This is a genomic window from Chryseomicrobium aureum (assembly GCF_043182735.1).
In the GTDB taxonomy this organism is placed as follows: domain Bacteria; phylum Bacillota; class Bacilli; order Bacillales_A; family Planococcaceae; genus Chryseomicrobium; species Chryseomicrobium aureum.
Window position 1 is genome coordinate 1,781,129 of record NZ_CP171117.1, and the last position, 13,111, is coordinate 1,794,239.

18 protein-coding genes and 1 pseudogene are annotated in these 13,111 nt (G+C 40.9%); 4 read left to right on the forward strand and 15 right to left on the reverse strand.

Annotation, left to right across the window (positions count from 1 at the left end; genetic code table 11):
• Window positions 1-146: 146 nt before the first annotated feature.
• From ACF3OH_RS09360 to ACF3OH_RS09370, 3 genes are all read right to left on the reverse strand, one after another.
• Window positions 147-1,475 (reverse strand): PQQ-dependent sugar dehydrogenase, encoded by a 1,329-nt coding sequence (locus ACF3OH_RS09360; protein WP_392454251.1) that lies wholly within the window; start codon window positions 1,473-1,475, stop codon window positions 147-149.
• A 175-nt stretch (window positions 1,476-1,650) separates the two neighbouring features.
• Entirely contained in the window at window positions 1,651-1,803 is a 153-nt protein-coding gene (locus ACF3OH_RS09365; protein ID WP_204591951.1) for an alcohol dehydrogenase, read from the reverse strand.
• Window positions 1,804-2,145: 342 nt separating this feature from the next.
• Complete coding sequence (locus ACF3OH_RS09370) at window positions 2,146-3,213, reverse strand: P1 family peptidase (RefSeq protein WP_392454253.1); 1,068 nt, start codon at window positions 3,211-3,213, stop codon at window positions 2,146-2,148.
• Between the two features lie 169 nt (window positions 3,214-3,382).
• Here ACF3OH_RS09370 and ACF3OH_RS09375 point away from each other — a divergent pair, with 169 nt between their 5' ends.
• Window positions 3,383-4,102 carry a 3-ketoacyl-ACP reductase gene (locus ACF3OH_RS09375; protein ID WP_392454255.1) on the forward strand — a complete coding sequence of 240 codons (720 nt, stop codon included), beginning with the start codon at window positions 3,383-3,385 and terminating at the stop codon, window positions 4,100-4,102.
• Window positions 4,103-5,148: 1,046 nt separating this feature from the next.
• On the opposite strand, the gene ACF3OH_RS09380 is transcribed toward ACF3OH_RS09375, so the two are convergent.
• The 6 genes from ACF3OH_RS09380 to ACF3OH_RS09405 form a co-directional block, all read right to left on the reverse strand.
• On the reverse strand, window positions 5,149-5,733 hold the full coding sequence (locus tag ACF3OH_RS09380) for a hypothetical protein (RefSeq protein WP_392454257.1): 585 nt from the start codon (window positions 5,731-5,733) through the stop codon (window positions 5,149-5,151).
• Window positions 5,734-5,743: 10 nt separating this feature from the next.
• On the reverse strand, window positions 5,744-6,079 hold the full coding sequence (locus ACF3OH_RS09385; protein WP_392454259.1) for a hypothetical protein: 336 nt from the start codon (window positions 6,077-6,079) through the stop codon (window positions 5,744-5,746).
• Window positions 6,072-6,227: a phage holin family protein gene (locus tag ACF3OH_RS09390; RefSeq protein WP_392454261.1), complete on the reverse strand. Its 156-nt coding sequence runs from the start codon at window positions 6,225-6,227 to the stop codon at window positions 6,072-6,074. Before ACF3OH_RS09390 ends, ACF3OH_RS09385 begins: the two co-directional genes overlap by 8 nt.
• A gap of 130 nt (window positions 6,228-6,357) precedes the next feature.
• A complete protein-coding gene (locus ACF3OH_RS09395) occupies window positions 6,358-6,597 on the reverse strand; it encodes a DUF5348 domain-containing protein (protein ID WP_204592022.1) in 240 nt (79 codons plus the stop codon).
• Entirely contained in the window at window positions 6,594-7,394 is an 801-nt protein-coding gene (locus ACF3OH_RS09400) for an ExeA family protein (RefSeq protein WP_094943787.1), read from the reverse strand. Before ACF3OH_RS09400 ends, ACF3OH_RS09395 begins: the two co-directional genes overlap by 4 nt.
• Window positions 7,387-8,745 (reverse strand): DDE-type integrase/transposase/recombinase, encoded by a 1,359-nt coding sequence (locus ACF3OH_RS09405; protein WP_094943789.1) that lies wholly within the window; start codon window positions 8,743-8,745, stop codon window positions 7,387-7,389. Before ACF3OH_RS09405 ends, ACF3OH_RS09400 begins: the two co-directional genes overlap by 8 nt.
• A 39-nt stretch (window positions 8,746-8,784) precedes the next feature.
• Between ACF3OH_RS09405 and ACF3OH_RS09410 the strand changes: the two genes are divergently transcribed.
• Window positions 8,785-8,967: a hypothetical protein gene (locus ACF3OH_RS09410; protein ID WP_392453993.1), complete on the forward strand. Its 183-nt coding sequence runs from the start codon at window positions 8,785-8,787 to the stop codon at window positions 8,965-8,967.
• A gap of 67 nt (window positions 8,968-9,034) precedes the next feature.
• Here ACF3OH_RS09410 and ACF3OH_RS09415 read toward each other — a convergent pair.
• From ACF3OH_RS09415 to ACF3OH_RS09440, 6 genes and pseudogenes are all read right to left on the reverse strand, one after another.
• A pseudogene (locus tag ACF3OH_RS09415) lies at window positions 9,035-9,295 on the reverse strand (DUF6431 domain-containing protein); the annotation flags it as partial.
• A 194-nt stretch (window positions 9,296-9,489) separates the two neighbouring features.
• Complete coding sequence (locus ACF3OH_RS09420) at window positions 9,490-9,783, reverse strand: phage holin family protein (RefSeq protein WP_392456751.1); 294 nt, start codon at window positions 9,781-9,783, stop codon at window positions 9,490-9,492.
• Window positions 9,784-9,824: 41 nt separating this feature from the next.
• Complete coding sequence (locus ACF3OH_RS09425) at window positions 9,825-10,289, reverse strand: hypothetical protein (protein ID WP_392454263.1); 465 nt, start codon at window positions 10,287-10,289, stop codon at window positions 9,825-9,827.
• 26 nt (window positions 10,290-10,315) lie between these two features.
• Window positions 10,316-10,933, reverse strand: coding sequence for a hypothetical protein (locus ACF3OH_RS09430; RefSeq protein ID WP_392454265.1), 618 nt, complete (start codon window positions 10,931-10,933; stop codon window positions 10,316-10,318).
• The gene (locus tag ACF3OH_RS09435; protein WP_392454267.1) at window positions 10,899-11,483 is read right to left on the reverse strand and encodes a hypothetical protein; all 585 of its coding nucleotides are present in this window, start codon (window positions 11,481-11,483) and stop codon (window positions 10,899-10,901) included. The genes ACF3OH_RS09430 and ACF3OH_RS09435 overlap by 35 nt, the downstream gene beginning before the upstream one ends.
• A gap of 461 nt (window positions 11,484-11,944) precedes the next feature.
• Window positions 11,945-12,190 carry a phage portal protein gene (locus ACF3OH_RS09440; RefSeq protein ID WP_392454269.1) on the reverse strand — a complete coding sequence of 82 codons (246 nt, stop codon included), beginning with the start codon at window positions 12,188-12,190 and terminating at the stop codon, window positions 11,945-11,947.
• A gap of 259 nt (window positions 12,191-12,449) precedes the next feature.
• Between ACF3OH_RS09440 and tnpA the strand changes: the two genes are divergently transcribed.
• Window positions 12,450-12,755, forward strand: coding sequence for an IS66 family insertion sequence element accessory protein TnpA (tnpA, locus tag ACF3OH_RS09445; protein WP_094944451.1), 306 nt, complete (start codon window positions 12,450-12,452; stop codon window positions 12,753-12,755).
• A complete protein-coding gene (gene tnpB, locus ACF3OH_RS09450; RefSeq protein WP_378142898.1) occupies window positions 12,752-13,108 on the forward strand; it encodes an IS66 family insertion sequence element accessory protein TnpB in 357 nt (118 codons plus the stop codon). Before tnpA ends, tnpB begins: the two co-directional genes overlap by 4 nt.
• Window positions 13,109-13,111: the final 3 nt, after the last annotated feature.

Sequence of the window (13,111 nt, forward strand, 5' to 3'; positions counted from 1 at the left end):
CAGTTGTTAAATCTATTATAAAAAGAAAAAAGACTGTAGACAAACTCATGAAATATTGAGTTTGTCTACAGTCTGAGACCCTTGCATCAGCAAGGATCTTTTGAAACTATCATAAAATTGTATTTATACTCTGGAATAGCTGCAATTTAATTCGCTGCAGTGACCTTGTAAATCAGACCACCATCCGTGATTGCAATCAGCGCGCCATCCTGTGTTACAAGAATATCACGGAATCGTTGCACTTCTTCAGACAATAGACGTTCTTCTCCAACAACAATGTCATTTTCAATTACAACACGTGCAATATAGCTCGATGCTAAGCCACCGATGAACAAGTTGTTCTCCCATTCAGGAATGGCGTCATTATCATAGAAGGACATTCCACTTGGCGCACTTGTTGGATCCCAGTAATAGACGGGCTCTACAAAGCCTTGCGCTTCGTGTTCTGAAATACCATCATTGACTAATTCACCCGAATACTCGATACCGTATGAAACGGTTGGCCATCCATAGTTATTCGCTGGCTCAATAATGTTTAGTTCATCTCCAGCTTGAGGACCGAATTCAACAATCCATAAGTCGCCTGTTTGCGGATTGAAGTCTATCCCTTGAATATTACGGTGTCCATAGCTGTAGATGCCAGGAAGTGCATTTTCATCTTCAATAAATGGATTCGTGTCTACTGGTTCTCCATCTTGTGTAATATGAATAACTTTCCCTAAATACGCATCTAAATCTTGTGCGCGCTCGCGAATTGGATCATCTGAACGCTCACCCGTTGTTAAGAACAAGTTGCCAGCTTCATCAAAGATAATGCGGCCACCATAGTGTAAGTCACCTTCATAGGCTGGTGTCGCTTGGAAAATCACCTCAAAACCTTCGAGTGCAGTTTCATCTTCTGATAAAACACCTTTCCCGACAGCAGTGACAGTTCCGCCTTCAATATCTTGAGAGAATGTTAAAAATACTAGTCGTGATTCGGCAAAATCAGGTGCTACGGTTACATCCAGTAATCCACCTTGACCTTCATTGTTTACTTCTGGCGTACCTTCAATTGGATCAGAAACAGCCCCATCTTCAAGGTTAACAATTAGAAGTTCTGACGTATCTCTTTGTGTCATCAGGATGCGGTTTGGTTCAAACTCTTCCATACCCCATGATACGTCAAGTCCTTCCGCAATAACTTCCACATTAAGTTCTGTTTCAGTCGTTACTGCAGGTGCTCTTGTTTGTTCTGGAAATGCTGGTTCAAAGTCCGTAACTTTTGGTTCAGTTTCTGCTGAATCATCCGTAACAACTTCAGTACCTCCATCTGCATCCGCTTCTGTTGATTCTTCATTTGTCTCTTCTGTCGTAGCGTCAGAGTCATCCATGGATTGTTCATCTGATGTCTCGTTGTTGCTACAGGCTGCTAAGGTTAGTAACAAGAGCAGCATTGCGAAGAACATGAATTTTGACCACGAAACTTTCTTCATTGTAGTGCCTCCCTTATTCTAAAATAGTTTGTCTTGCTAAGAGTTTTATACCCTAAATCAAGCTATAATACTCCCTCGAATTAAAGATATCATAATTTCCCTTTAAAAATAATTATCTGCTTATATCTAAACTAAGAAAAAGCCAACTCATGAGTGAGCTGGCTAAAGGATTTTATTATTTATTCTCTTGTTTCTCTTGTTTTTTCTTTAAATAAGCTTCGCGAATTTGATCAAGTTTCTCTTTTTTATTCGAAACAGCTGGCTTCTTACCATCTTGATATTTCGCTGCCAGTGCTTTGCTTTTCTCATCTAATTGATATTTTCCCATTTTGGTCACCTACTTTTATCTTAAAAAGAAATTACTGTATCGTTCTAGTAAACCATTTTTAGTCAGTAAAGTACAGGGTTCGGCCCATTGTTTGTCTTTTCAATCATCTCATAATCAATATGCAAAAAGTGAATTCCAAACAACGTCATATCATGCGTAGCATTCAAATGTCCGTTAGATTCCTTGATTATAAAGCGGAGGTAAAGCGCAAATCCCACTGCTCGTGCAACTTCGGATTTTGACTATATTCCCAGACTTTTTCTATATCTTCTTGGATTTCAATCTCGACGTAGATTGGTTTTGCTGGCAATGGGGTTCACATCGTTTCTTGGATAGTTGATTTTAAGGAGTAAGAGATATTCCGTATTTCTGAATTAAATCTTTAAACGCTGGTCTATGATTTCCGTCTCGCCCAACTACCGCTTCTGCAGTTACTAACGAGTTCAACACGGCTTCCTCTGTGGCTTCCCCAATGGCTCTAAATGCGATGTCTAGATCCTCTTCATGGACTTGCGGGACAGCCATTAGTTTTTCGGGTTTGTAATGTGGAATTTTTGTTGCTGTAGAAAACCCTATAATGATTTCTCCGCTTCCATGCGTGATGATTGAACCTGTTCGTGAAAGTCCGGTCACCGATCTTTTGATAATCCGATTTAGTTGTCTTTCGGAAACAGGAAGGTCAGTGGCCACGATAATCATAATGGAACCTTTGTCTTCTTCTTTATAAGAATCTTCTCTTGCTGCTTTCAGTTCCTGCCCAACAGCCTTGCCTTTGATCAGTAAGTCGGATAATATTCCAAAGTTTGATAAGACTAAGACGCCCATCGTGTACGTTCCATGACTCATGTTCATTATACGGGAAGCAGATCCTATCCCTCCCTTTAACGAATAACAGAGCATTCCAGTTCCCGCACCAACCGTCCCCTCTTCAAATTCAGAAGATGCATTTTCAAGTGCTTGGCGAACATGTTCCGGTTTCACTGATTTGGCTCGTATGTCATTTAAAAACATATCGTTGCATTCACCGATGACAGGATTTACAGTACCGGTAGTCTTTCCGATCTCCGGATTTCTCTCTAGCATGTAGTCTATGAGTGTATCTGCAGCTACTCCAATACTTAATGTGTTCGTGAGCAAAATAGGCGTCTCTAACGTGCCCAATTCTTTAAGTTGAATGGTGCCCATTGTTTTCCCGAAACCATTGATGACTTGACTCGAGGCAATCAATTTATTTTCGAAGATAGTGTCTGGATGAGGAAGTATGGCCGTCACACCAGTTTGCACCTTGTTGTCACTAAGTGTCACATGTCCGACTGTAACGCCAGCGACATCAGTTATTTTATTTAGTGGGCCGGTCTCCAGTTGACCAATTATTACGCCATAGTCTCTGATTCGTTTTTGTGGTAGCATTTTATCTTCCTTTCTATACCATTCTTTAGTAAGTAGCGTATATGAAAAAAAGACAGGTAACAAGAGCTATTTCGTTAAGTCGCGATACATGCATTTCTTCTAGAAATCATCGATAATGAGAAAGTGTAGTAAAGTGGAATCTTTTATTCCCTAAACGAGGAGTGTTACGATGCAAACAATCAAAGGAAAGACAGCAATTATCACAGGTGGCGGACGCGGTATTGGCCGTGCAACTGCCATAGCGCTTGCTAACGAAGGAGTCAATGTCGGTTTAATCGGCTTGAATCAAGAGAATTTAGATAATGTAGCGAACGAACTGAAAGATACTGGTGTCGTAGTAGCCACTGCTTCTGCAGACGTGACAGATCTTGCTGCGATCGAGCAAGCAATCGAACAGCTCAAAAGTGAACTTGGAGCTATTGATATTCTGATTAACAATGCGGGCATCGCAAAATTTGGAGGCTTTATGGATTTGTCTCCGGAAGAGTGGAAGAATATTGTCGACGTCAACTTGATGGGCGTTTACAACGCAACGCGCGCTGTACTACCAGGCATGATTGAACAAAGCTCAGGCGATATCATCAATATCTCGTCATCTGCTGGGCAAAAAGGAGCTCCAGTGACGAGCGCGTACAGTGCTTCGAAATTCGCAGTCTTAGGTCTTACGGAATCACTTGCCCTTGAAGTACGCAAGCACAATATCCGCGTAACAGCTATGACGCCAAGTACCGTGGCCACTGACCTTGCGCAAGAGTCTAACTTGATTACTGGCGATGTGGAACGTGTCATGCATCCAGAAGATCTCGCTGACTTAATTGTCGCAAGCTTGAAGCTACACCCACGTGTCTTCGTAAAAAGTGCAGGACTCTGGTCGACAAACCCGGCTTAAACACAATAAGTAAGCCTGCCCATGATGATATAAATTGATTTGGTTTAATAGAAATAGAAACGGCATTTCCGAAAGGAGGTGCCGTTTTTTTTGGTGTTGATGGGGCTAAGTTTATCAAGCCGGAGCCTGTCACAGTCACCTCACTTCCCCGTCTTTCTTTTTGGAGGAGTTTTTAATGCAGAAGAGTCTAAAGTGTATAGAGATTTGAAAAGTAACGTGTCAGTTTGTGTAAACTTGCTGTCCTAGACTGTGACTATACGCTCGATGAATCGGGCCTTGCGTTAGCACAGCCCGCCTCAAGATACTTGCAGAGAGAATGCTTGAGTATCTAGATAGAAAAGGTAGAGGCAAAGCCGACTCTAAACTTTGATTGTTTACAACTTCTCAGTAAAAAGAAGTACCGATATGTGTTTGGTCTGTTGTCTGAGGTTGATTATGTGGAGAACTAAGAAGAATAGTGGCCGATTCGCTCAAAAAGCGAATCGGCCACTATTGGTTTTTATTTCTTTGACAGAATCGAACCTCGGGTGATAGAAGAAATTTCTATCGGTGTGCTTTTTTCTTTTTAGACGGAGCCTGTCACAGCCACAATTCTAGATCGGCAGATAACGAGCCACACTTCTTCGACTTCGTCTCGAACTGAGTCTCATCACCTGCCAGAATTGAGTCTAAAACAGGCACCTCACCTTCTGTCTTTCTTTCTGAAGGAGTTTTAAATGCCAAAGACTAATAGAATGGCACCTAACTCGGGAGTATTCTCTTCTGGAGGAGTTTTTAGAGACAAAGAAAAAGCCTCCTAATCTCAATGAGATTAAGAGGCTTTCTTGGAAGTTGATACTTCCGGTTATTAACCATTGAACCTTGCCACACAAGCAAGGCTCGAATGGAGACGGCGGGATTTGAACCCGCGTCCAGAAAAAAGTTCTAAATTATAGAACTCAGTCAAATCAACAATCTGAGCGATATGCGAACCTTACAATTTACGAACTAGGTTCGAATCAATCTTCTTATAATCATTTTACAGGAATGTGAGGTTATTGCAAACTTTAAAGGATAGCATCCAATTGAACAATTAACAATCCTGTTTGCACGTTATCTATATGAGAAACCTTATAGTTTTTACCCATGATGCTGTACTCTTCATTCAGTTTAACGTATTGCTCATTGTCGCTATTCTTTTTAATCTTCGCCATTAAAGAATTTTCAAGTATCATCATATTACCGACATTACTTGTAGAACCTACTCGATTAAATCCAATCACACATGGTGTTTCGTAAGTATCTTGGGTTGTTTGATAAATTGGTTTACCTAATGCATCAAAACCTACTCGAATCGTCACACTCTGTCCTTTAACCGTTAGCATCTGGTTACAATGCTCTATGACGTTTTTATACTGATTATGACGCTTGGAGATAGATTCAGTTATTATTAAGTATTGTGCACCTCCTAAATGTATAATATCCCCTTGATTCACCTTCTGCTTGGTGTGGAGATGTTTCGTTTCCTGTTCGTCACCTTTGCTTAATGGTGTGTTAGTTATAATAGAAGGAACTAACTTGTCATTAATCATAATTGGCTTTGAGATAGTCTCAAATACATCGTCCATCAGTTCGTTTGATAATAAGTCCATGCTCTCACCTCTACATAAACAGCATGAAAACATCACTAGTATTCGAGTAATCCGTTTTCATCTGTCTTATCTTCTTTGTTAATTGGTCAATTCGTTCCATTAGATTTTCGTGAAACTGTGAGACTGTCATATCATCTAAGCGAATTGTTTTCATCAGACTGGGATTGTTTGCAATTGATTCTAATACTCCAAGCGCTGTTTGATAGATTGCCTTCTTATTATCTGCCGAACTTGCATTATATTCATCGTGTGCTGATAGTCCATTTTCCTCCAAGTAAATCATCATTTCTGGTTGTTCAAGTTCGATTCCCTTAGTTTCCATTTGTAAACGCTCTAGATTATTCATTTGTATCATCCTTCACATTGTTATTGCTTCCCTCTTTAGATAGTTGTTCAATAAACTTTACTAATCCATCAGGAAGCGGTACGCCTATAATTCCTAGATTCTCGATTATGGATAAACACTCATTTCCCACATAAAAAAAGATCACCATCGTCCGAAAGACTGGTTGTTAATGACGCCAAATAATGACCGTAAGTTGATGGATGATTTTGTCCAAGTCCTGACGGATTTTTTGTCATTAGACAAATGGGAGGCTGCCAGTGGCACCTCCCATTGATGATTTATAGATTCACCTGATATGTCTCATTTTGTTTCAGATAAAAACGGACCTCATGTTGCCCAGTGATGATGTACCAATCTCTTCCGAGCTCTAGACGACACGAGAGCACCTTCCCGTACCCAAGGTACAACTCGAACCATTCTCCGCATCGCATCCTGTAACCTGTCTCGTCATCCCAGACGACCACCCAACAGTCGAGACTTTCTTCATAACGCATCTTCTTCCAACGGCTCTTCTTCATGCCAGTTCACCTTCGATCACCTTCTTGACCATACGGTCGTCGATGATGCGGGAGCCATTCTGTGCTGCGAACAGAAGACAATGTGTCGCCAACTTGTTGATCAATCGGGATGCGCCACTCGAGTAACTGAAGATCTCATCGATTGCCAGGTCACTGAAGATATCTCGCTCGACACCTGCATAGCGCAGATGTTTGTTCATGTATTGTTCGGTCTCCGACCGATCAAGGTGGTCGAGCTTGAACTGGATGTCGATACGCTGACGGATTGCCGCAAAGGACTGTAACTGTAGGCGGTCCCATAGTTCCGTCTGACCGACCATGATCAATGCCATCGGACTTTGCGCATCCATACGAAAGTTCAATAGAAAGCGCACCTCTTCTAACATCTCACGGTCGAGTAGATGTGCTTCGTCCACGACGACGACGGGCGTCAACTTATGGATGCCTTTCATCAGTTCGATCTCGCGGTGTAATTGCCGTTTCGAGTCACCTCGATAGAACTTCGCTTCAAGTCCTAACTGTTCTAACATCCCCTTGTAAAAATGACGGGGTGTCAGTTTACTGTCGGAAAGATAGAGGAGTTTGAAACGCGACGGGTCCAACTGATCTGTGAACCGGCGGATCGCTGTCGTCTTTCCGAGTCCACATTCTCCGGTCATCACCGCAAACAGTTGACGTTCTGCGGCGTAGTTTAGTCGTCCGATGATCTCTTCTAGCTGAGTAGATTCATAGAGTTCAGTTGTCGGGATGCTACGCGAGAAAGGGGTATGGCGCATCTCAAAGAAGGATTCAAACATGTTCTGATCCTCCTTTTCCGATATTTCGGAAGCTGACTGCTGGAACAGTAGGGGTCATGGCAGCTGCCCGTCGCTCTTTGTTCTTTCTCTGTGCACCTTTTAGAAGTCTTGAAGAACCGGCAGGTTCCTTCGTCATCTTTTCTGGAAGGGATGGACGCCTTCCGGTCCGCTCGGTTATCACCAATCGTTTTGCCTTCCAGCTATCATATCCTGGGTAATCTACGATCAATTCATCGGTGTCCTGTGGATCATAGGTGATCTCGACCTTACAGCCCACGAAGTTTATTCCGACCTCATATTTCTCATCCTGGAAACTGATGCAACCGGCTTTATCGACCTTTCGGCTCTCTGAATGCAGAAAGGCATGCGCAAGGTCTTCAGCCGATATGTGACGGATCGGTGTACCTTCTTTGCGATAGGCCTCGAGCGGCGTCGTGTTCTCACCTAACGCCTGATGTGGCTTATGGATATAGCGCTCTTCCAACCAGACCTCCAGCCACTTGTTCAGTTCATCGGTGGTCTGTGGACTTTCGAGCTTCACCTCTTGTAGGAACTCCTCAAATGTTCGATTGAAACGTTCTACCTTCCCAGTCGATTCAGGCGAGTAGGGACGGGCATAGAGGAGACGTATCCCTAATTTGGAACAGGTCCTTGCCATCCATTTCGTGCGATATTGTTTGCCGTTGTCAAAGTACACACTCTCTGGCACACCATGCTTTCGGACAGATTCGCGAAACGCATCTTCAACACACCGTGCGTCAAGCATCTCATAGAACGAGACGTGCAATGGGAACCGTGTCGCATCATCGAGGAAGGCCACCATATAGACCTGTCTCTTCGTGCCGTTTGGTCCGATCGGCAGGTACGGTCCGTATTTGATGTCAGAATGCCACAAGGCATTTCGACTGCGCTTTTGAAAACGACGGACAGCACCAGATGTCTCATGATACAACTTCATCTGGCGCGCACTATAACCACGCTTGGCTAGCCGTTCCTGCAATGTAGAGCGCCTCAATGTACCTTTTTCTACGACTCCATCCCATTCTAATATCTGGATGATGGAGGCGATGCTCCTGCTCGGCACCTCACGTCGCAATAAGATGGCCTGCTCGAGCACCAGGTCCTGTGACTCTACTGGGATTGATCGATATTGCTTCTGTTTCAGCCCCTCGAACCCTTCAGTCTTGAATTGTGAGAGATAGCGCCGGATGGTGCGTTCAGAAAGTCCATGATGTGACGCGACCTGCTTGAGGAGCCTTCCTCGTTCCTGTTGATCTAGTTCTTCATTCAATAGTGGCGCGATCATCTGAAACCGATTTGTCGCCTTCTCATCTGCTTTTGTTCTTCCCATTCTCCACACTCCTTCTAGTCGATAATTGAAGTGTAGTCGATGGGAGGATGGACAAAAACGCAGAACGGGTATGTATCCAAAAATGACGGTTCGCAACCGGATGGACAATCTTTCCCAGCCAACCAGGTGCTGAACCGAACCATTGTCCGACTCGCTTATGTACAGGCAATAGCCGACTGGACAGGTCGGCTATCGAGGCCTCATTCTTCTGAAATTGAATAAGTATGGATTGTAGGATGAACAGCCAGTAGTCGATCAACTCATCGAACCACTTTCTCCAGCGATACAGAGTCGATTCATCTACCGCCACCGTCAGGTGGGAGCTCTGGAAGATCGTCTCTTCAAGTACGGATGCAGCGTAACGTTTATAGGGGATCATCAGGTCAGGGAGCTCATGATGGATCTTCTCACACTGTTTACAACGCAACCTTCTGACCACAAATGTTCTTGCACTACCTGTCTCATCTTTCAACTTACGCTCTCTCGAACCAATGACCTTGTACTCCAGATGCTCGCAACAGGGACAAGGGACCTTTTCTGCACATTTAATAAAAAACGCTTTTCTCGGCGCATTTGACTATGCTATAATCAGAGACAACAATCATATTGTTTGAGGGACGTCTTCCGTCGCGCCACTGGTAATGGCCGACATCATGGGAGGCGTCTTTTCCTTTCTTCAGGTTTGTTAAGGACATTATATCCGTCAATTCCTGGACAAACAATACCGTCAACAAATTGACGTTTTTAATCAGCATTTACAACTGGTAATCCTGTTCCCGATAATATATCGAGCATATTTGCTAGTATAATAACTAGCATGATTGTGGCTTTCCGTAAGATTCCTTTAAATCCAATTTGACTTCTAAGCGACCTCGTAACAATTGCTTTAATAATGCCTGTGATATAGTCTAATGCCATCACAACAACTAAAACTGTTAGCATTAAGTGCCATCCTCCAATTAAGAACGTGAGGAATGTAGCAAATGAGGTAAGTATGAAGAATAGTATTTTTTCTATTTTAAAACCCTCCTTGTCAATAAAAAAACATCCAACTAATTACAGTTAGATGTTAAAAAGCGCTATAAATTTTCCTTGTCATAAGGATAGTTTAAACTCTTCCTTTTTAAGTTATATATTTTATTTACATGCTCTAATAATTTTCTGTCATCATCAAGACACTTCTCATCATATTCGGATAAGGAATTATTTCGCCACAAATGAATTAAGTCTTCCTCATAGCCATATACAATTTCTGCAAGTTCAGTATCAACTAGAAGTGATTTATTATCTAAAATCTTTCTGATATCTGTAAGTTGACCCGAACTTATACCTTCGTAACCATCACCCGGGAAAATATTAAACGATAAAACATCTAATATTGGAGCGTATAGTTCATGTAATATAAGTTTGTCGACTTCTTTGATTTCTCTTTGATTACTTTCCTTAACTCTTTTCTTTTCAAAGAATAGTTGTGTCGAAAAACTTATAATTCCTGAAATTATTGCTGCAATTACAGTAGCAGATAATAATATATTCCATTCCATTTATTAACTCCCCCCATGAATTCTGATCATTTTATCTTCTTTTGTAATTTTTCAATCCTTCGATGAAACGATGTTTTTTCGTTAACAGATTTATCAATTGCAATTTGTGATATTACAATTGCTTTTTTTATCTCTCCAATTCTTTCATATGCTATTGCCAGTTCCCTAAACGCAGGATAATTCGGCAAACCCTCTGTTGAATTATAGTAAGGTTGTTCTTTATATTCCACACAAAAAGAATCAAAGGTTTCACAATCTAATTGAAGAATTTTTATTTGATTCGCGTAATACTTTCTGTCCTCTTTAATCATTTGTTTATACTCGTCTGCAATTCGAATAAAATTAAAATGCTTATCTAGCACAGCATCTTCTTGCTCTTCAAAAGCCCAATTAAGAAGGTACTCTTTCGTTTTAATATCTTTAATACCTTCAGCCATTAAAATTAAAAAACTACTTTTACTCATACTTGTTGATTTAATGTTAGATTTATCTAGACTATCTGGATTAACATTAATACCCAAAGACCATCTATGACGAACTTCATCTCTTTGAACTTCATTAATTTTATTTAACCAAAAATCATCAATTTGAAAGTAATGAATATAGCCACTAACCTTTTGACTTTTTATTCTTTTCAGGAACATTAGTGTACCCCTTTCTATCAACAACTTGAATATCACGATTACTAATCTCATGACTTTGAATAACAAGATCATTATCGACTATACGGAAAATTAAATAGGAGCAATAACTTTTATGATTTAAAGTTGTATAGTAAAGCCACAACTTAAAATAATCCTTCTTTCCGTAATCATCATACGCTGTATAACTTTCAAATTTCTCTAATTTAGAATAAAGAAAATCTTTTTCAGATAACTCCGTTCCTCTATTGGTTATATAAATTTTCTTTTCATTTATATTAGTTAAATCTAAAGAGATATAATTTCCTGCATTGTGAAATCTCGATATTGTAAATATGGGAAGAAAACTCTTCTCCCTTTCATCTTGTTGAGTACGAAACATTTCCAGATTTAATTCTGTTGCTTTTTTTGCAGCATTTGCAGCCCTTGCAGAATAAAGTACTGAAATAAGTAATAATAATGGAGAAACTATAGAAACCACGATTATTATCCAATCCACATAATCTCTTTCACTTAAAATATTAAGTACTTCTATCCAGTCATTCTTTTCCACATTTTCCCCAACTTTCTAAATAAACCTTTTTGATAATATTATCATTAATCAGGATTAAATAAAGAAAATTATGGGCGTGAAAAAATATAGAAGGTTGGCGCATTTTTCAGTTTAAGGGGCATCGCAATTATTTGGAATATAAATACAGTAGAGGATTAGAACTTGAGTTCTAAGAGCATCAGAACGTTGATTTGACGCTATCGTATGATAATGTATCTTATACCACCATGAATTAGAGTGATTAAAAGCAAAATTTAATTGAATATGGAGCAGATTCAGCAATAAATCAGCGCTCTAAATTAATTTAACAATATTATCCATAATTAATACCGTAAAATGCTAATTATCCGCTGGAAAATCGGTTTTTTGTCCTTTAGGCGCTCCCATAGTATAACAGGCTGAAGATTTTCAGTATTTACACTCTCACACTTATCCTTACTCCCACCTGCTTTTACAATTAATTACGCTTCTCGATAGTGCTCCTCATCGTCTTGTTTAACTTCACTTACGATTTCATTACCTTTTTCATTTTGTATACGTACAATCTCCTGACCAACATCTGTAGTCATCGGAGATTGCTCCAACAAACTTTCCATAGATAAAGCACCCATCTCACGTAACGCTCTAAGATTGCCAATTACCTCAGCATTATTGCTAGGTAAATCATACGTAAACAGTAGTTCAAAATGAACTCCAAGCCTTATCATCAATCTGTACGCCTTTATATATTAATAATGATCTTACTCGATTCCAACGTTCATACATACCCTTCCTCAGAGCCTGCTCGTTCATCCCTGCTTTGACACTAGCCAATGAGAATAATAAACGCACACTCTGCTCACTCACGTTGCTAATCTCTGCTCTACCCATGCTTACGGATGGTAAGCGTCAAATAGTGCACACATTCTAATAGAAGAAAATTCATGAGATACTCCTCCCACAAATGAAATTTGGGAGGTTTTTTCTTTGAAAAGAAAAGAGAAAGAAGCGTATTGGTTGGCGATGATCGAAGAATATCGTGCTAGTGGTTTGTCCCTGGTCGAATGGTGTGAAACAAGTGGTATTGCACTTCACAATATGAAATATTGGCTACGAAAACAGTCCCCAATCAATCGAGAATCTACTGAGGAGACCAGTTGGGTCTCCTGTGTCGTCGAAGAACCAAAAGAAAACTCAATTTCTTTGAGAATAAATCAAGTTGATATCGAGGTGACGAGTGGCTACGATGAGACACTTCTATTACAAGTGATCCGGACGCTGCGCTTGGTATGATGAATGGTCGCGCTGTCGAGCGCGTCTATCTAGCAGCGGGTCCAACAGACCTTCGCAAATCGATTGACGGACTTGCTGTCATCGTCCAGGAACTTTTTCAGTTAGATCCATTTTCGAAGGCTTTGTTCGTCTTCTGTAACAGAAAAAAAGATAAACTGAAAATCTTGTTTTGGGACCACAACGGCTTCTGGCTCTACTATCGTAGACTGGAGAAAGGACTGTTCGATTGGCCAGACCTCGGGTCTGTCCAGCCTCTATCTATCTCGAGCCGGCAACTGAACTGGTTGCTGGATGGATTGCCACTTGACCAACGTGATGCACATCCTTCCGTTGCTGCTAAAAAAGTGATTTGACGT